Raw genomic sequence first — 19,098 nt, forward strand, 5'->3', positions numbered from 1 at the left:
CCGTGGATGCCATGAAACAATTATGCTACATCACTTTTCCAGAAAGCGGTGCTTTTGTCAAAATGGATGCTTCTTAACTGTGCAGAATTGTTGATAAATTCGGTCTTCCTTGATGAAACAGAACTGTATTAACATAAAATGTACAAAATATCACCTTTTTTTGATTGATGTGGCATCAATGACGATAATCCTTTGTGGCAGTTGTAAAGTACTTAGGTTGAACGATATAGAAAAATATTTCAGGTTTAAAAATTGAACTTATCTGTGCTCTGTTTAAAAAGTTTTAAATCTGTGATCATTTTATCTGACATTAAAGCCGTTTGTCCCCAATGCTCGGCACCAGTACTGAATAACACGAGGCGATCACAGTGCTTTGTGCGCATTTTTTGCATCATAAATTTAAGCAAATCGGGTCGAGTGAGCTTCTCTATTTCAGCGACAACTAATTCCCGCTGATTAAATTGATAATCACGATTACCAACACTGGTCCAATAACGTTGGCTGCGGGTTTTTAAATTCGCATCGTGTTCCATCACTTGATTTATTAGGCCTTGCTTGGTGCTTTCCCATTCGTCATTGGTTATTTGCATGACGGCATAATTAAAATCGGCAATAAACTCATCTATGGCTTCGAGTAAATGCAGTGGGCCGGTATTGGGTGACTGAATATAAAATATCAGCCCAGGATGACGGTTTAGTGGCAAATAACCTGTGCCGACCATATAGCCCAATTGTTTTTCGGTGCGCAGTTCGTGGAAGAAGGTGGACGACATAGTGTGATTTAACAAACTGAAAATCGCCATTTTTTCAGGGGTGGCGATAGATGACTGATAATATACGATAATCGCACTATCTTGATGGTCGATATTTAGTTCCCGTAATAGGGTTCCTTGTCCAGTCAAATTGATTAATTCACGGGTCGACTCAGCACTAGGACTCGATACTAATGAAAGAATATGCTCTAAGCGTTTCCCTAACGCTTGTGCTTCAGAGACTAACCAATCCCCATAGACTAGCCCTTCAAGATAAATTTTCTCGTAAAAAGCTCGCACATGATTATGTAAGTCGTTAAGGGTGATTTCTTCCAGCATTTGTGCCATTCGCGCTGGCTCATAACTCCGCTTTTGTAACGTAGAAGTCAAGCTAGTGAACAGCTGCGAGATAGGTTTGGCTTGCGCCGCATTTCGCCAACTGCGAAGAAGTTGGGATTTAATCAGTTTAAATCGATCTTCGGTAAAGTTACGCTCACGGGCTTTTTGGATAAGCAGCGCTAATAAGGTTTCTTGATTTCCAGTAAAACCCGATAAATGCAGTGTGATCCCGCCCTGATGGGGATAAATGTTGTAACTCAATCCGGCAACTTCGGCCTGGTAGGTAGGCTCAGTCAAATAATCAAGTAGCATTTCCACATATAAGCGGGTTAGGGCAGCATGTTTGGCTGTTTGGCTAGCTTGCTCTGAATCGAGCGACAAATACATATGTCCTTTGGGGACATTAAATTCATCGTCCTTGCGGTGCCAAATCCGGTATCCCTTGGATTCAGCTACGATCACAGGCACGGCAACTTCACTCTTATCGGGGCGAGCTAAACTATCGGCGACAATAAAGGGATTAGCCTCGGGTAATTTAAGCTCAGGACGAATATCGCTCACTTGCCAATGGCTTAGTGACTCCTGCGAGATTTTTACCACTTGATAGGGCGTATGGTACCAACTGGCTTGACGCTCAGTATTTAGCGATGGTGCGACAAGCTGTAAACGCATATTCTGTGGCGTCATCAAACTTAAAAGTTCTAGAGTTTCATCAACATTAAGGCCATCCATACGATAATCACCAAAGACCAAGTCTTCGACTTCGTAATGTTGCATGTTAATGCTTAAATGACTGGCCAAGTCGAGGGATTTAACCTGTTCTTGATAGCGAAAGGCGAGTTTTAGCAGGTTTGCCCGCTCCAAATAACGCCACTCTTCTAAACCTTGGGTTTTAATCAGCTCGATATATTCAAAGCAGCATTTTACGATTTCATCGATTTCGGTAAGGCCTTTGTCTGTGAGTTGTAACCCAATGCTGTAATCTTTGAAATTGTAGCCATTGACACCGCCCCCAGCGGAAAGGCTATTCACCAGACCTTGTTCTTTTAAATAGGAAAAGAGGCTGCCCTTACTCTCGTTGCCAAGAATATGGCTGATGTAGGTCAGGGGTTTGCTTTTGTAATATTTATCAATCCCAGGAAAACTAAAACTGATACTTAACCGTTTTTGCTCTTTCAGCGGCGTGATATTGACCTGTTTAAGCAATTCATTGGCCGAAAACAGGGGAACTTTAGGGTAATTCTTGACTAGGTTTAAATTTGGTATATCGCTGAAAAAATGTGTCGCTAAATGTTGTAAATCATCGAGTGGGATAGGTGCAACTAAACAGAGTGTCATTAGATTGGCGCTGTAATGGCTCCGATAGAATGAGAGTAACTCGCTGCGCACTTGTGCCTGTTCGCCACCCAAAGTAACAAGGTTACCTACTGAGAATTTAGAGAAAGGGTGCTTAGGGTTTACCGTTTCTTTAAGCACTTGGTAAACGCGGCGAATATCGTCTTTAAGCTTGAGGCTAAATTCAGACTCAATCGCTTGGCGCTCCCTATCCACTAAATCAAGATCAAATTTAGGGGCGATAAAAAACTGGCTAAAACGGTCTAAGGATTCTGCGAAGACATCCGCGTTAATGGTAAAAAAGAAATTGGTATGTTCAGTGCCAGTCCAAGCGTTGTTGCTGCCACCATGTTGATTGATAAAGGCGTGGTATTCGCCTGAATCGGGGAATTTTTCTGTGCCTAGGAACAGCATATGCTCTAAAAAATGCGCCATGCCGGGTCTATCTTCGGGGTCGTCAAAATGCCCAACCCCGACCGCCATTGAGGCTGCGGCTTGGCTAGCATCATAATCTTCAACCAGTAATACACGCAGGGCGTTATCCAGAACAATATAGCGATATTGGCGGAGATCATTTGGACTTTTGTAAATAGACTGAGAGGCTTGCAAATAAATCTCCGACAAACAATGGGGCTTGTTATATATTGATAGTCTTGCCGCTTTTTAGCAAATAACTCTTACGCTTATCGACTAAAGATTAATGTTTGTATGTTTTGTTGAAAGTGATTTTAGGGCTACAATTGGGTAAAACAAAAACAAGTGTGGGTAGCGAGAGAAGTATGCAGCTATTTTTGATGAGGCATGGGGATGCAGGGTTCAATGCTCAATCGGATAGAGATAGAACATTAACTGATTTAGGAAGACACCATACTGTCTTAATGAGTAATTGGTTAACGCGAAGCGTCAATGATTTTGACCTTGTTCTGGTTAGTCCTTACCTACGCGCCCAGCAAACTTGGCAGGAGGTTAGTCAGCATTTTCCTGAGCCGCGTAAGTGGTTGGTGGTTGATGACCTCGTTCCTTCTGGCGATCCTGCCAATGTGGCCGCCCTAGTTGTTGCTTATGCTGAGCTCTATAAGGCCGATAAGGTGCTGGTGATTTCCCATATGCCGCTATTAGGCTATATGGTCAGCGAATTAGTGGCAGGCATTGAGCCACCGCTGTTTGCAACCTCCGGCATTACCTTGATTGATAAGCATGAAGAACAAGCATCCATTGTTTGGCAGCATGCCCCTCACAGTATCAGCTAAAGGCTGAGAGAATAATTAGAAAACAAAAAGCCCACTATTATAAGTGGGCTTTTTGTTTATGATTCTTAGGATCTGTTTCTATAACAGGTTCTTTGCATGTGGTTATTTCAACACTAGACCAATTTATCGTCGATGGGGCTGGTCGCCAATATCAATAAGCACCAGCAGTGCAGCATCGCCGCCCCATTCCTTCGGCGCCTGATGAAAGGCCTTAACCATAGGGTGCTGCACTAACCACATAGGGACTTGTTGTTTCAGTATTCCAGTGCCGTAGCCATGCATCACGCAGCAACATTGGCTCTGTTGCTTAACACAGGCTTGGATTAGCGCCGCCAGCTCAAGCTTGGCCTCCGACTGACGATAGCCGTGTAAATCGAGCAATAAATCCGGCTGATAATCACCACGTCTTAGGCGTTTCAGTTCTACACTGTCAACACCCTCCTCGAGCCAACGCATTGGCCCTTGCACAGGGAGCAGGGGTTGATAAGTATCAGAGAAATAACTGTTAGCATGTAATTGCTGCTCTTTCAGTTCGATTTCCTGTTTGGTTTTTATCGGCGTGCGAAAATGCTGCTTATCCTGTTTGATGGGCTTTATACCATCGATAAGCTGTGCAAACATCGCCATGCCTTCGTTATCGTCGTTCGTATTCATACTGGGTATTCTATTGAATCCTATGGTTTCTGAATAGAGTTCAGTTACAATGTTAGCGAACAAACTAGCGGGAGCACGTTTTGGATAAGATCTTTGTAGATGAAGCTGTGACAGAGTTACGCACGATTGGCGACATGTTGCGTTGGGCAGTTAGCCGTTTTAATGATGCCAATGTGTATTATGGCCACGGTACCGATAATGCTTGGGACGAAGCCATTGCCTTAGTTTTCCATGCGTTACATTTGCCCGAAGAAATCGGTCAACAAGTTATTTTAAGTAACTTAACCAGCAGTGAAAAACATAAGATTGTTGAACTTATCATCCGCCGCGTTCGTGAGCGTCTGCCAGTACCCTATCTGACCAACAAAGCACGCTTCGCAGGTTTAGAATTCTATGTCGATGAGCGTGTATTAGTGCCCCGTTCACCGATTGCTGAAATGATCGCCAACCGTTTTGCGCCATGGTTATACGGCAAGCCTGTCAATCGCATTCTGGATCTATGTACTGGCAGTGGCTGTATTGCGATTGCCTGCGCCCATGAGTTTGATGAAGCCGAAGTTGATGCACTGGATATCAGTGAAGACGCATTAGATGTGGCGCAAATCAATATTGAGTCCTTAGGGGTGATGGACCGCGTCTTCCCGATGCAGTCAGATCTGTTTTCAGCCATTCCTGAAGGGCCGCAGTACGATTTAATCGTCTCAAACCCACCTTATGTGGATGCGGAAGATATTGGCGATATGCCTGATGAATATCACCATGAACCTGCCATTGGTTTAGCTTCGGGGTTCGATGGTTTAGATCTCACTAAGCAAATTTTGGCCAATGCGGCTAAGTACCTCACGCCAACGGGCGTATTGGTCGTTGAAGTGGGAAATTCGATGGTGCATCTGATGGAGCAATTCCCTGAAGTACCATTCACTTGGGTGAGCTTTGAGCACGGCGGTGACGGTGTGTTCGTATTAACCCGCGACCAATTAGTTGAGCATGAGGCGTTATTTTCAGCCTACGGCGAAACGCACTAATAATTAGGTTGAGTCTTTTCCCGCTGCCAGTTAGGCTTGCAGCGGGAAAGAGAATTGTCCAGCCGCAGCTGGGCGCGGAGCGATGAACAAATAACCTAAGGTGTACAAAGCGGATGTCAGGAAACAGTATTGGTCAAAATTTTATAGTGACAACATTTGGTGAGAGTCATGGTGTTGCACTTGGATGCATTATTGATGGTTGTCCACCGGGGCTCGATTTAACCGAAGCCGATATGCAACATGATTTAGACCGCCGCCGTCCTGGCACATCACGTTACACTACTGCTCGCCGTGAGCCCGACGAAGTCCGGATTTTATCTGGGGTGTTTGAAGGTAAAACCACGGGAACCTCTATTGGTCTTCTGATCGAAAACACCGATCAACGCAGCCAAGATTACTCCAATATCAAAGATTTATTTCGCCCAGGTCATGCCGATTACACCTATCAGCAAAAATATGGCATGCGTGATTACCGCGGTGGTGGCCGCTCATCGGCCCGCGAAACTGCGATGCGTGTTGCCGCGGGTGCGGTGGCGAAAAAGTATTTAAAACAAGTTCACGGCATTGAAATCCAAGGCTATTTATCCCAACTTGGGCCAATTTGTGCCGAAACGATAGATTTTAGTCAAATCGAGCACAATGCGTTTTTCTTCCCTGATGCCAGTAAATTAGACGCGCTTGATGAATATATGCGCGAGCTTAAAAAATCTGGCGACTCCGTAGGTGCCAAGGTGTCAGTGATTGCCACCAATGTGCCCGTGGGATTAGGCGAGCCAGTCTTTGACAGGCTCGATGCCGATATCGCCCATGCTCTCATGGGCATCAACGCCGTAAAAGGTGTTGAGATTGGTGATGGCTTTGGTGTTGTGACTCAAAAGGGCTCTGAAGGTCGCGATCTAATGTCGCCTCAGGGGTTTGAATCTAATCATGCTGGCGGCATTTTAGGAGGCATCTCTTCGGGGCAGCCGATTATTGCCCATATGGCACTTAAACCAACGTCGAGTATTAGCGTGCCAGGTCAAAGCATGACGGTTCAGGGTGAAATGGCTGAGGTGGTGACTAAAGGTCGCCATGATCCTTGCGTAGGTATTCGCGCCGTACCTATTGCTGAAGCTATGTTGGCGATAGTGTTAATGGATCATTTATTAAGACATCGCGCGCAAAATCACGATGTTCGTAGTCAAACCCCCGTTATTGGAATGCGTTAGCAAGTCGCGCTGGCATTTAGCGAGAGTGGGCATTGCCCATCCCGATACTCATTGCCTAATGCAGATACTCGTAGAGTTTGGAAGGTAGTAATGCCAATTATCTCCAGCAGTAGCCAGCAATTGCGTTGGCTTGCTGCCTGTTATTTTTTCTTCTTTTCCATTCTTGGTACCATGATCCCCTACCTTGGGGTCTTCTTCGAAAATCGTGGATTTACCCCCCAGGAAATCGGATTTTTACTTGCGATTTTAATGGCTACTCGCATCATTGCCCCCAATGTTTGGGCTAAAGTGGCCGACCGCACTGGCATGCGCGCCGAACTCGTGAAGCTTGGCGCAATCGCCGCCATGGTGGCTTATTTAAGCTTTTTCTATCATGGCGGTTTTGCCTATATGGCATTGAGCTTGGCGCTGTTTACCTTTTTCTGGAATGCCATTTTGGCACAGCTTGAGGTGATTACCCTCGAGACTTTAGGTACAGAGGCGAATCGTTATGGCCAAATACGCAGTTTTGGTAGCGTTGGTTATATCTGTCTGGTGGTGGGCGCTGGCTTTGCGATTGAGCAATGGGGAACAGAGATACTCCCTTATATTGGTTTCGCGCTCTTTACCGGCATGTTGATTAGTGCCTTGCCGCTGCCAGCTAATCGCGCGGTACGACCTATTGGGGACGCTAGCACCTCAATGACTTGGTCTAAGCCCATACTGTGGTTTATGTTTTCGGCCATGTTGCTGCAGATGAGCGCGGGGCCTTTCTATGGGTTCTTTGTGCTCTATCTTAAGCAAGCAGGCTACTCTGAAGCTGCTGCGGGGATTTTTGTCGCCATGGGCGCAATGGCCGAAATTGTGATGTTTATGTTTGCACCCCGCTTGCTCGGTCGCTACGGTGTGCGCATTCTGCTGATTGTTAGTATCGCCATGACAGTGGTGCGTTGGTTGTTAGTGGCTTTTGGGGTGCAAAATATGGGGTATTTGGCGTTAAGCCAGATTTTACATGCCTTTACCTTTGGGCTTACCCACGCCGCTTCGATTCAATTTGTGCATAAGCATTTTGATGCCAGTCATCGCAGTCAGGGGCAAGCGCTCTATGCTAGTTTAAGCTTTGGTGTGGGCGGCGCACTGGGCACTTGGATTTGCGGATATATTTGGGGCGATGGTAGCGGCGCAGTGTGGTCTTGGGTGTTTGCAGCGAGCTGCGCCTTTGCTGCCATGTTAGCGGTGCTGTTTATCCCCAAGGATAAATCAGCCAGTAGCGCACAGGCTGCATAATAAATTCATAAAAATAAATTAAAAGCTGTTGAGTTAGGAGAAGTATAAGGTGCATCGATTTCGTCTAGGTTTAGTCATCAATCCCCTTGCGGGTTTAGGGGGCAGTGTTGGCCTTAAGGGCAGTGACGGTGTCGCTGAAGAGGCGCTGGCGCTTGGTGCTGAGCCCAAAGCGGCGAAACGTATGATGCAGGCCCTTGAGGTGATTAAAGGCTATCAAGGCGAAATTGAAATTATCACGGCCTCTGGCGTCATGGGCGAAGATGCCGCCAAGGCCTTGGGTTTTACGACCCGCGTGGTGTATCAAACCCCTGAAAAAACCGCGGCATTGGATACCCATGCCGTAGTGAATGCCTTACTTAAAGAGACATTAGATTTATTGCTGTTTGCCGGTGGCGATGGCACGGCGCGCGATGTTTATAGCGTGTTCGAAAAGGCCGCAATCGATGAAAAGTTACCCGTGCTTGGCGTGCCTGCGGGGGTGAAAATCCACTCGGGCGTTTATGGCATAACCCCAAATGCCTCAGGTAAGGTTGTGAAGATGTTGCTCGATGGTGAGCTAGTGAGCCTAATGACCGCCTATGTCATGGATATTGATGAAGTGGCGTTTCGTCAGGGCAATGTTCGCGCCAAACGTTTTGGCGAGCTCTTAGTCCCAGCAGAGCCGCGCTACGTGCAGGCGGTGAAGATGGGCGGTAAGGAAGTCGATGAGTTAGTGCTTGCCGATATTGCCGCCGATGTTATTCAGCAGATGGAAGATGAGCTCTACATTATGGGCTCTGGCAGTACCGTCGCCTTTGTGATGGAAGAGCTTGGTATCGATAATACGCTTTTAGGCGTCGATCTCATTCAAGATCAAACCTTAATCGCCAGTGATTTAACCGCCAAGCAATTGTTGGAGATGACCGAGAACAAGCCGACAAAGTTGGTGATTACGTTGATTGGCGGTCAAGGGCACATCCTAGGTCGAGGCAATCAGCAGCTCTCGCCGGAACTGATTCGTCGCATCGGTAAGGACAATATTATTATCCTCGCCACAAAAACTAAGCTAAAAGCACTTGAAGGACGACCATTAATTGTGGATAGTGGCGACCCTCAATTAGATAGTGAACTTTGTGGCTATTACAAAGTGACCACAGGTTTCCACGATTACGTTATGTACCAAGTGGCAAATCCTGATTTATAAGCTGAGCCTGTATAACTGACGGTTGTATAGCTAAGACTAAATGTCTTAATTGGCCAGATGCGTTACGTGCCCCGATATATTAAGTGGAGAGTTCTCTCGATGTTAGAGCGTTACGAAGAAGCACTAGAGCAGTGGATTGAAAGTGTCGTTAGCCACGGTGATGACGATGCGTTGTTTGCCTGTGGTTATTTACAGGGCCATGTGGCTGTGGTGTTGTCACAGCTTGAAGAACTGGGCGAGAGCTCCTTCGATGCCCTTGAGAATAAAATGACTGAATGTTTAGCTTTAGCGCGCGAAGAGCTAAATGATGATGACTTTGCTTTAGTTGAGACTGCGTGGTCACAGCTACACACTCAGATTGCAAGCTTTCTAGCGGCATAATCGATGGCGATTGAAATCCAGCCCACGGTTTGTATTGGCCTAGTCAACCCCAAAACGCCCACCAATGTGGGCGGCATTATGCGCGCATCGGGATGTTACGGTGTCGATGCGGTGTTTTACACAGGTAAGCGGTATGAATATGCCGCGCGTGGTCCGCTGCAATACAATGCTGATACCCAAGGCGCGGCCGAGCGCATTCCCTTAAAGGGCGTTGCCTCTTTGCTTGATGTGATCCCAGCAGATGCCAAGCTGGTGTGTGTGGATCTCGTTGTGGGCGCAACAGCTTTGCCGGATTTTGAACATCCCGAAAAAGCTTTTTATGTTTTCGGCCCCGAAGATGGCACTATTGGTCAGGATATTATCGATAGGGCGGATGCCGTCGTTTATGTGCCGACCGTGGGCTGTATGAATCTTGCTGCGTCAGTCAACGTGGTGCTTTACGATAGACTGGCTAAGGCCCATCGTAGTGAGGCCTTAGCCTGCCTGGATGGTGATGCGCTTATCCGTCAAAGCCGTGATAACAATAATCGCACTCGAGTGAAAGCTAAAAAATAACTTCGGGTTAGATTAATATAGAGCCGTAATAATTGCTCAATAGCAACAAAAAGGGATTAAGTCTGACTTAATCCCTTTTTGTTTATCAACTTTAGAACAGAAATAGACACTTATAAGGATTTACCCTTTAGCAGCTTACGCATCCACATGCGATTCGGGTTAAGTTTGGTCAAGGTTGGCCAATCGAGTGGCACTGGCTCACCGAGTAATTGCGCCGCTAAACATTCCGCCGCCAGAGGCCCCGAGCTTAAGCCCCTTGAGCCTAAGCCTCCCAGAATATAAAGCCCAGAAAGCGTTGGCGCTGAGGTGGTTTGCCAGTAAATGCGGCTTTCCTTGGTTAATTGATGGCGCTCATAACGGTTAAGAATGGCATCGACATCGGGGGCGCAGCCCATCATCGGGAAGTGATCCCGAGTCACCATACGCACGCCAACTCGGGCGCTGTTTCCACTGATATCAATATCCTCAACCCAGGGTTGATTGGGGTAGCTTTCATGCATTTTGCCGAGGTTCTCGACTTGCTCCTCGGGGCAAAAATCCAAGTGCTCGGGGGATTTGACATAGCTCGCGCCGAGGCAATGTAGGCCTTCGTGACTTGGGGTTAGATAACCGTTGGCGCACAGCACGGTAGCAAGTGTGCTTAGCTTAAACTGGGCGGGAACATGACTCACCTGACCGCGAAATGGGCTAATCTGCAGTCTTTGACTCGCGGAAAACGCCGTCACATCGGCGCCATTTGCCAGCACTAACTGATTAAATGGTCCAAATTGCTCGGTTGCACTCGTTAATATCCAGCCCTGTTCGGTTTGAGTGATATCGATAATCTCAGTATTAAAATGAGCCGTGACATCAGCGAGCAGCTTTGCCTTGGCAAGTGCCGCCTCTGCATATTCAAAGGGGCAGACCCAGCCGCCGAGGGGATAATAAAACCCCGCCTTATCAATACCTAAGTTAGCAATTTTATTAGCCTCTGCCTCATCAACGCGGTAGGCAATTTCGGCAGGCCAGGCTTGATTATCGATAATTTTATCTAAGCGCTGTTGACTGCGTTCATCGTGACCGGTTTGCAGCACGCCACAAAAGTCATGGGAAATGCGAGGAAGCGACGGTTGTGATTGCTGTTGATGCGAATCTTGTGAATGCTGCGATGGTGCACTTAAGGCTTCAATCCGGCGGCGACTGAATAAAAACGCCTGTTGAAAGAAGCGACTCAATTCATCGTTTTCAGAGGTGAGCAGGGGATAGATGGCGCCTTGGCGATTCCCCGATGCGCCCTGACCTAATGTACTGTCTTTGCAAAACAGCAACGATGATTGACCGCGCTCGGCCAAGGATAAACTAAGATTCGCTGCCGCAAGCCCTCCGCCGATGATGGCGATGTGACCTTGGGTTTCCCCGTTATCTTTGAGGGCATTTACCGCTTGCTCGTTTGAGGAGAGGGGATTATAGGCGAACTGCTTTGCACTGTGCTCACGCAGAACCTTACGCTCGTGGCGTAAAATATCATCGCAATCACTCGCTGCCTGCTTCGCCGTGAAATTGCTAAGGCTCTGCGCTAAAACATCATCCAAGTTAACAATGCCAAAACCGCAGTCCTTGGCGAGTTTGGCTAACTTATTAATACCACTATTATTATCAAAGTCATCGCTGACGATAACGGCATCATCATGACTTAAACGCGCCATTTGCCACAGGGTTTTACTATCAAGCGTTGAACTGATACTGGGCTTGTCAACACCGCACTTGTCGTCACTGCTATGGGATAATACCAACCAGCGCTGAATAGGATATTGATCGCAGTGTGGCAGTTGAGTTAACTGTTGATTCAGCTCACCAAAATGCAGATCGATGGTGATGCGTCCGTCATCAAAGAGTAATCTCTGGCAGCCTACAATGCGCGCTGGTTTTGCGTTAATGAGTGCGTCAGCAATGGGTTGCAATTTTTGATTGGCTTTTAAGAGTTCACTTTGCTGCCATAGGGAATCGAGCTCCTCAAAGTTAATCGGATTGGGTTCAAAGACTTTGAACAAAATGCGTTGACTGCTGTGCTGCTGCCAAAAATGGATAAGTGCAAGTAGCTCAAGCCCAGAACCTAAACCCAACTGGCCAAACACCTGTAACGGCTTAGTGCTTTCTGCAAAGTCTTTAAGCAAAAATGGGCTTAATTTGTCGAGATAATATGCATTGGCTGCGTGGTTTTGGGGATAAAGGTTGATTAATTGTTTGTAATCACGCTTAATTTGCCTAAATATTTTGGGCTCGGTAGTCAAAGAAATATACTCTCGGTCTCATATTGGGCATTATTTTACCTGCCTTTATGGAAAGCTGACCACTTAATTGAGTCAAAACGGATACTATTGGCTCAGCAAAAGTAGGTACTGACATGTACACAATGGATAGCAATAAAATGAAAAGAGTCGTGATCACCGGAATGGGTGTTGTTTCAAGTATCGGTAATAACAAGCAAGAAGTGAGTGAGTCACTCAAAGCGGGCCGTAGTGGTATTACTCATTCCGCTCAGTTTGAAGAAATGCAACTGCGTAGTCATGTATGGGGCAACATCAAATTAGATCCTTCTGAGCTAATTGACCGTAAAGCACTGCGTTTTATGGGTGATGCTGCGGCATATGCTTACATTGCAATGCAAGAAGCCATTAACGATGCTCAGTTAACTGAAGAACAATATTCAAATCCACGCGTTGGTTTAGTGGCGGGCACCGGCGGTGCATCTTCTTCTAACCAAGTTCAAGCAGCCGACACACTGCGTGAAAAGGGTGTAAAACGCGTAGGTCCTTACATTGTGCCACGTATCATGTCGAGTACAGCCAGCGCGTGTTTAGCGACCCCGTTCAAAATTAAAGGCATTAACTACTCGATCAGTTCAGCTTGTGCAACCAGTGCTCACTGTATTGGTCACGCCGTAGAACTTATCCAAATGGGTAAACAGGATATGGTGTTTGCCGGTGGTTCTGAGGAAGTGGATTGGACACTGACCATGGGTTTCGATGCAATGGGCGCGTTGTCGACTAAGTACAATGACACCCCAGAAAAAGCTTCTCGCACCTATGATGCGGACCGTGATGGTTTCGTCATTTCTGGCGGTGGCGGTATCTTAATTCTTGAGGAGTTGGAGCACGCTCTGGCTCGTGGCGCAAAAATCTACGCAGAAGTCGTCGGTTACGGTGCATCATCAGACGGTTACGACATGGTTGCCCCATCTGGCGAAGGCGCTGTGCGTTGTATGCAAATGGCTCTGGCCGATGTGGATACCCCAGTTGACTACGTTAACACCCACGGTACTTCTACCCCAGTAGGTGACGTACGTGAACTTGAAGCGCTGCGCACCGTATTTGGTGACAAGTGCCCACCGGTTGCATCGACTAAGTCTCTGACCGGTCACGCGTTAGGTGCTGCAGGCGTGCATGAAGCTATCTACAGCTTAATCATGATGGAAAATAACTTTATCGCCCCAAGCATTAACATCGACAACCTCGATGAAGCGGCGACCGACATGCCAATCGTACGTGAGTACCGTGAGGCAGAGCTGAACACTGTGATGAGCAACAGCTTCGGTTTCGGCGGTACTAACGCAACCTTAGTGATGCGTAAGTACAAATAAGGCGTTAAAAATTAAAAAAGGAAGCCTAGGCTTCCTTTTTTAATTGCCATTTCACGCCAATCTAGCTATTTGATTGGTATCGCAATGCAAACTCTTGCTAGAATTCCCACACATTAAAGTCTTCACTCTAATATTTTAAGAACAGTACCCATGAAGATTGTTGTCGATGAGAATATGCCCTTTGTTGCCCCCTTATTTGGTGAGCTAGGGGAAATCGTATCTGTGAATGGTCGTACCTTAACTGCTCAGCAGGTAGCTGATGCAGATGTGTTGCTTGTACGCTCGGTAACAAAGGTCAATGCAGCTTTACTAGAGTCCAATCAAAAGCTTAAGTTTGTGGGCAGTGCTACTATCGGTACAGATCATGTGGATCTTGCCTACCTTGATGCGCGCAATATTCCTTTCTCGAATGCGCCAGGTTGTAATGCCACCGCCGTAGGCGAATTTGCTTTTATAGCTATGCTCGAATTAGCTCAGCGTTTTGATTCCTCACTAAAGGGCAAAGTGGTGGGGATTGTTGGCGCGGGCAATACCGGCACTGCGGCGGCAAAGTGCCTAGAAGCCTATGGTATTGAGGTTTTGCTAAACGACCCGATAAAAGAAGCGCAGGGCGATCCGCGTCAGTTTGTGAGTTTAGACGCGATTATGCAGCGCGCCGATATTATCAGTTTGCATGTGCCCATTACTCGCAGTGGTGAGCACAAAACCCATCATTTGTTTGATGAAGCGCGATTAAATGCACTTAAGCCTCATACTTGGCTGCTTAACTGTTGCCGTGGTGATGTTATTGATAACCAGGCGCTGATTAGGGTTAAACGTCAGCGGGACGATTTAAAACTGGTGCTTGATGTCTGGGAAGGTGAGCCAAATCCTCTGCCAGAGCTGGTGGCATTAGCCGAAATGGCCACGCCGCACATTGCCGGTTATAGCCTCGAAGGCAAAGCCCGCGGCACCTTTATGCTCTATCAAAAAGTATGTGAATTATTAACACTGCCAGCCACAAAAAATCTAACCGAACTTCTACCTCTTTTTAGAATCGGCTCAATGCAATTAACGACTATACCCGATGAAAAAGGACTATTAGCGCTGGCGAGATGTGTCTACGATTTACGCGATGACGACAATCTCTTTCGAAAAACCTTTCTTAACGAGAATGGCTTTGACAAGATGAGAAAAAATCACAAACATCGTCGTGAATTTAGCGCTTTGGCGCTGGCTTACAAGGACCAATCTAAGGTAGATTGGTTATCCAATTTAGGTTTTTCAGGAGTCGGTCGGTAATTATGTCGCAGGAATTTAATGTTGTCGTTTTAGGTGCATCGGGCGCAGTGGGTCAAACTATGATTGAGATCCTCGAAGAGCGTAATTTCCCGGTTGCTAACTTATACCCTTTAGCCAGTAGCCGCAGCGCCGGTGAAACGGTCAGCTTCCATGGCAAACAAGTTACCATTTTGGACGTCGAAACCTTCGATTGGAGTCAAGCGCAATTAGGTTTCTTCTCTGCCGGTGGCGATGTATCGGCCAAGTGGGCACCTATCGCCGCTGAAGCAGGTTGTGTGGTGATTGATAACACCTCACACTTCCGCTACGACATTGATATCCCACTGGTTGTACCTGAGGTTAACCCTCATGCGATTGCCGATTTCCGCAACCGTAACATCATCGCCAACCCGAACTGCTCAACCATTCAAATGCTGGTGGCACTTAAGCCAATTTATGATACCTATGGCATCAGCCGCATCAACGTTGCGACTTACCAGTCAGTGTCTGGCACGGGTAAACAGGCGATCGAAGAATTAGCAAGACAGTGCACTAAACTGCTGCAAGGTCTGCCAGCAGAAGCGGAAGTGTATCCAAAGCAAATCGCATTCAATGTGTTACCACAAATCGATAAGTTTATGGATAACGACTACACCAAAGAAGAAATGAAAATGGTGTGGGAAACCCAAAAGATTTTCGGTGATGACGACATTCTTGTAAACGCGACCGCGGTGCGTGTACCTGTGTTCTACGGTCACTCTGAAGCCGTACACATCGAAACTCGCCAAGTCGCCGATGCAGAAGATATTAAAGCTTTACTGCGTAATGCCGAAGGAGTGGTATTGTTTGAATCGAATGACGATTATCCAACGGCCGTAACCCACGCTGCAGGAACTGACCCTGTATATGTTGGCCGCGTGCGCAAGGATATCTCCCATTCACACGGTATTAACCTGTGGGTGGTATCAGACAACATTCGTAAGGGCGCAGCCTTAAACAGTGTTCAAATTGCAGAGATTTTAGTGAGAGATTACTACTAATCTTTTTATTGCAAGTTAGCGTACTGTATAAGCCTGCTGTCAGCAGGCTTTTTTTATTTTACAATTGTGGACAGTAGCAGGGCATAGATTTCTAGTTTATAGTAATCTCAATAAATACAATTGCCTAAAGCCCGTTATCAGAGTGATAACTATTATTGCGCTTCAAAGGGAAGGATTGATGAAATTTCGCACTTCGTATCTGGTTGGCCTTGTGGCCTCTGCTCTCGCTGTTTCTTCTACCACTTATTTTATCGATCCTGCTGTTGCCGCTGATACCCCCCCCGTCAAACCCTTGAAAATCATGGGCCCCGACGGACAAATTCGCCAAGTAAATCATCAATATGGACCTACGACTTCTAGGGACACATTTTGGAGTATTGCCCAAAAAGTGCGCCCCGATTCCAGTGTCAGTGTCTATCAGGTGATGGCGGCGGTGTTTGATGCCAACCCCCATGCCTTTAATTCCGATAATTACAATAGTTTAGAAAAGGGAATGATACTGCTCATCCCGCCTAAAGAGGTAATGCTTGCAATTCCAAACGGCGAAGCGATTGCCCGCGCTGAGCGCAGCGATCGCTTAGCCAAAAGTGGGGCAAAAAGTACTAGCAAACAAACCAAACCTGCGCCTAAGGCGACTCAACCTAAGACTGAGCCTGTTAGCACGCCAGTCATCACCAATGTGCAGCCGCAAACTGAGCCTAAATCCCAAACTGATGTGAAGCCACAACCTACCACTGTGGCGCCTATCACTGCGGCTGAAACGACTAAAGCCGAACCTAAGATGTTGAGCTCAGATTTAACGGCTCGCCTCGAAGCTGCAGAAAGCAAAATTCTATCCCTTACTGATGAGTTGGCCCGCACGCAGGATCAATTGTCAGTGCGTAATACCGATGTTGAAGCACTTAAAGCTAAGGTTGAAGAATTAAACCAACAAATCGCCGTACTCGAAGAAACCCTTCAGGCGTCTAAGAAACAAAATCTTGCCCTTAAAGCCGAAGTCGAAGCGGCCCAGCAAACTCCAAATACCGTCGATGAACCTGCTGAAGCCATGCAAGAAATGCCCGCTGAAGCCGATGATTTATGGCGCACCTTAGTCAACAATCCCATGTTGCTTAGCTTAGCGGCAGTGATCCCTGCATTATTGCTGTTAGCTTTAGTGTTCGTCATGTTACGTCGCAGACGCAACAAGGCGCGTAAGCAATTAGAAGTTCAGTCTAAAACCATGGCAGCGACGGCCGCTTCTGGGGCAGCTGTAACAGCGGCCAGCGTTAATGCGATGGAGGAAGATCATTTTGGTGATATGGCAGTGCATTTAGATACGGATCACGCTGATTCTATCGACAGCCTGCTCGATGTCAGCAGTGTGGATCTCGCCCCTGAAATTGATATGTCCGATAATGCCAATAGCTTGGACATTCCAGAGGAAATGTTTGCCAGCCAAGGTGTAGCAGAGGAGCCACAATTTACCGAGGATGAAGGTCAGTCTCTGGACGATCTTTGGGCCGAGGCTATGGGCGATCAGGAAGCAGCCCAAGAAGAGAAGATTGATCCAAGTAATATTCTTGCTGAGGAGGATCTTGATGCCTTACTCGCGGGCTTAGAAACGGACGAGCCATCTCCAGAGGAGAGCGATGTCCAGCTGAGCGAGCCCGACGATTCGGCAAACGATGCCGAAGACGAAACCGTTGAAACCGAGGCCGAGGAAGATTTGGGTGCGGCCATTGCCGCTGAACTCGATGAGGAACTTGGCAGCGACAACGACGATGTCGATGATATCGATGCTCTGTTGGCAAGTTTTGATACACCCACTGTAACTGAAACCACAGTGGCACAAACCGAGTCTGATCCCGTTGCTGCGCCAAGTGCAGATGATTTAGCCGATGAGATTGCGGCTGAGCTCGACGGTGAATTTGATGAGATGGGCGTTGCAGATAACGATGATATCGATGCCTTGCTCGCAGGGTTTGACTCTCCGGTCGCTAAGGTGGCAGAGCCTGAAGCTGTGACCCCTGAAGAAGCGTCTGTTGTCGCATCTGTATTCGATACAGCGCTGAGCGAAGATGATGTCAGTGAAGAAGCCCTTTTAGCGACCCAAGCCACGCAAGATGAAGATCTTGAGGCACTCCTTGCGGGCTTTAACACTGAAGCCGCAATTGCTGAGCCGATTGTAGAGGAAAGTACGCCAGCTATTGAATTTGATAAAAAGCCTAGTCTGCAGGATGAGATCGCCGCTGAACTGGAAAGCGCTATCCCAGAAGATATCACTGAAGATGCTAGTGATGAAGACACCAGTTTAGATTCACTGTTGGCAGAATTTGACCTGCCCGAGCAAGCCGTAGCCGAAGATGATGATTTCAACTTCGATATGGAAACTGCGCAAGCGGCAGCCGTTGGTGCTGCAAGGCAAGTGGATGACAGTGATGAAGAAATTATTCCTTTCAAGGAAAAAGAATCTTCATTCTTTAACGATTTAAAATCCAGTAAGGCGAAAGATTCGAACGTGTTGGACTGGGACGGCGATCTTGGGATGACACCTGAAGCACAGTCAAAAGATCCAGAAGTGGTTTATACCAAGAAGAAAGCGCCGGTAGAAGACTTAACCTCAGACTTAGGTAATGATTTTGCTAAAGGGTTAAACTTCACAACCGATGATGACCTCGGCGCCGTTGTCGATTTGAACACCGACGTTGAGCTCAGTGATGATAATGTGCTGGCAGCATTTGCAGCTCATGAAAGTATTGAAGAAGAGATCCTAACGCCTGAGGACAGCTTTGCCCTTGATGATGAGCACACCCTCACCGTCGATGAAGCCTTAGCGGCCCTCGATGCTAAGGAGTCACGTAAACCAAAGAAATTTACGTCAGATAATGACCTGAGTAGCTTCCAAGATGAAAATGGCTTCATTGATATCGAGAAACTCTTAAGCGATGCGGATCAGGACGCTACAGAGAGTGATCTCTATCCTGAAGTGGATGTGGAAATGAGCGATGTGGGCGCGTTGATCGGCGATGCGGCGATGATCGACGTTGATGACGAGGAAAACTCAGTCAATGCCAAATTAGACCTTGCCCGTGCATACATTGAGATTGAAGACAAAGACAGTGCCAAGGCGCTGCTTAAGGAAGTTCAAATCGATGGCAACGATCGTCAACAGGATGAAGCCGGTCGTTTGCTTAAAGAGTTAGGATAATATTTTCAATAGACGTAACGGCGCTGATTGCGCCGTTTTTT

Annotated in this window: 14 protein-coding genes; 11 read left to right on the forward strand and 3 right to left on the reverse strand. The window is 47.0% G+C overall.

Annotated elements, in window-relative coordinates; all coding sequences use genetic code 11:
- Positions 1-245: 245 nt before the first annotated feature.
- Positions 246-3,035, reverse strand: coding sequence for an insulinase family protein (locus K0H61_RS06310; protein ID WP_220051860.1), 2,790 nt, complete (start codon positions 3,033-3,035; stop codon positions 246-248).
- Between the two features lie 170 nt (positions 3,036-3,205).
- On the opposite strand from K0H61_RS06310, the gene sixA reads away from it, so the two are divergent.
- The gene (sixA, locus tag K0H61_RS06315) at positions 3,206-3,676 is read left to right on the forward strand and encodes a phosphohistidine phosphatase SixA (RefSeq protein WP_220051861.1); all 471 of its coding nucleotides are present in this window, start codon (positions 3,206-3,208) and stop codon (positions 3,674-3,676) included.
- 123 nt (positions 3,677-3,799) lie between these two features.
- Here the strand turns inward: sixA and smrB are convergent, their stop codons facing one another.
- Positions 3,800-4,330, reverse strand: coding sequence for an endonuclease SmrB (gene smrB, locus K0H61_RS06320; protein ID WP_220051862.1), 531 nt, complete (start codon positions 4,328-4,330; stop codon positions 3,800-3,802).
- 80 nt (positions 4,331-4,410) lie between these two features.
- Between smrB and prmB the strand changes: the two genes are divergently transcribed.
- The 6 genes from prmB to K0H61_RS06350 all read left to right on the forward strand — a co-directional run bounded on the left by prmB (position 4,411) and on the right by K0H61_RS06350 (position 9,948).
- Positions 4,411-5,355: a 50S ribosomal protein L3 N(5)-glutamine methyltransferase gene (gene prmB, locus K0H61_RS06325; protein WP_220051863.1), complete on the forward strand. Its 945-nt coding sequence runs from the start codon at positions 4,411-4,413 to the stop codon at positions 5,353-5,355.
- 113 nt (positions 5,356-5,468) lie between these two features.
- Entirely contained in the window at positions 5,469-6,563 is a 1,095-nt protein-coding gene (gene aroC, locus K0H61_RS06330) for a chorismate synthase (RefSeq protein ID WP_220051864.1), read from the forward strand.
- A 90-nt stretch (positions 6,564-6,653) separates the two neighbouring features.
- Positions 6,654-7,829 carry an MFS transporter gene (locus K0H61_RS06335; RefSeq protein ID WP_220051865.1) on the forward strand — a complete coding sequence of 392 codons (1,176 nt, stop codon included), beginning with the start codon at positions 6,654-6,656 and terminating at the stop codon, positions 7,827-7,829.
- A 49-nt stretch (positions 7,830-7,878) separates the two neighbouring features.
- Positions 7,879-9,012, forward strand: coding sequence for an ATP-NAD kinase family protein (locus K0H61_RS06340; protein WP_220051866.1), 1,134 nt, complete (start codon positions 7,879-7,881; stop codon positions 9,010-9,012).
- A 99-nt stretch (positions 9,013-9,111) separates the two neighbouring features.
- A complete protein-coding gene (locus K0H61_RS06345; protein ID WP_220051867.1) occupies positions 9,112-9,393 on the forward strand; it encodes a YfcL family protein in 282 nt (93 codons plus the stop codon).
- A 3-nt stretch (positions 9,394-9,396) separates the two neighbouring features.
- Positions 9,397-9,948 (forward strand): RNA methyltransferase, encoded by a 552-nt coding sequence (locus K0H61_RS06350; protein ID WP_220051868.1) that lies wholly within the window; start codon positions 9,397-9,399, stop codon positions 9,946-9,948.
- A gap of 110 nt (positions 9,949-10,058) precedes the next feature.
- Here the strand turns inward: K0H61_RS06350 and mnmC1 are convergent, their stop codons facing one another.
- Positions 10,059-12,218 (reverse strand): FAD-dependent 5-carboxymethylaminomethyl-2-thiouridine(34) oxidoreductase MnmC1, encoded by a 2,160-nt coding sequence (gene mnmC1 / locus K0H61_RS06355; RefSeq protein WP_220051869.1) that lies wholly within the window; start codon positions 12,216-12,218, stop codon positions 10,059-10,061.
- 137 nt (positions 12,219-12,355) lie between these two features.
- Between mnmC1 and fabB the strand changes: the two genes are divergently transcribed.
- From fabB to K0H61_RS06375, 4 genes are all read left to right on the forward strand, one after another.
- Positions 12,356-13,567 (forward strand): beta-ketoacyl-ACP synthase I, encoded by a 1,212-nt coding sequence (gene fabB / locus K0H61_RS06360; RefSeq protein WP_220051870.1) that lies wholly within the window; start codon positions 12,356-12,358, stop codon positions 13,565-13,567.
- Between the two features lie 150 nt (positions 13,568-13,717).
- On the forward strand, positions 13,718-14,848 hold the full coding sequence (locus K0H61_RS06365; RefSeq protein WP_220051871.1) for a 4-phosphoerythronate dehydrogenase: 1,131 nt from the start codon (positions 13,718-13,720) through the stop codon (positions 14,846-14,848).
- A gap of 2 nt (positions 14,849-14,850) precedes the next feature.
- Positions 14,851-15,867 (forward strand): aspartate-semialdehyde dehydrogenase, encoded by a 1,017-nt coding sequence (locus K0H61_RS06370; RefSeq protein ID WP_220051872.1) that lies wholly within the window; start codon positions 14,851-14,853, stop codon positions 15,865-15,867.
- 178 nt (positions 15,868-16,045) lie between these two features.
- Positions 16,046-19,057: a FimV/HubP family polar landmark protein gene (locus tag K0H61_RS06375; protein ID WP_220051873.1), complete on the forward strand. Its 3,012-nt coding sequence runs from the start codon at positions 16,046-16,048 to the stop codon at positions 19,055-19,057.
- Positions 19,058-19,098 lie beyond the last annotated feature (41 nt).

It is taken from the genome of Shewanella acanthi (assembly GCF_019457475.1).
Classification (GTDB): domain Bacteria; phylum Pseudomonadota; class Gammaproteobacteria; order Enterobacterales; family Shewanellaceae; genus Shewanella; species Shewanella acanthi.